Annotated in this window: 1 protein-coding gene; it reads left to right on the top strand. The window is 70.2% G+C overall.

Annotation, left to right across the window (positions count from 1 at the left end):
• Nucleotides 1–597, top strand: a 597-nt coding sequence (locus N878_RS25145; protein WP_021446231.1) for a PfkB family carbohydrate kinase, incomplete at both ends; no start/stop codon positions are given.

The raw sequence follows: 597 nt of genomic DNA on the forward strand, positions 1-597 counted from the left end.
CGAGGACGAGGCGGCCGACAGCCTGGCCGACAGCCTGGCCGCCGCCGGCGTCGAGGCACACTTCCAGCGCCGCGACGAGCAGCCGACCATCGTCAAGCTGCGCGTCATGAGCCGCCACCAGCAGCTGCTGCGCATGGACTTCGAAGAACCCTTCGCCACCGATACCCAGGCCCTGGCGCGCCAGGTCGAGGCACTGCTCGCCGGGGTCAAGGTGCTGGTGCTGTCCGATTACGGCAAGGGCGCGCTGCAGAACCACCAGGTGCTGATCCAGGCCGCGCGCGCCAGGGGCATCCCGGTGTTGGCCGACCCCAAGGGCAAGGACTTCTCCATCTACCGCGGCGCCAGCCTGATCACCCCCAATTTGCACGAGTTCGAGACCATAGTCGGCGGCTGCAAGGACGAGGCCGAGCTGGTCAGCAAGGGCGCCAAGCTGATGCGTGAGCTGGAACTCGGCGCCCTGCTGGTGACCCGCGGCGAGCACGGCATGACCCTGCTGCGCCCGGACCACGCGCCGCTGCACCTGCCGGCGCGGGCGCGCGAGGTGTTCGACGTCACCGGCGCCGGCGACACGGTGATCTCCACCCTGGCCGCCTCCAT

Source organism: Pseudomonas sp. EGD-AK9 (assembly GCF_000465935.2).
Classification (GTDB): domain Bacteria; phylum Pseudomonadota; class Gammaproteobacteria; order Pseudomonadales; family Pseudomonadaceae; genus Aquipseudomonas.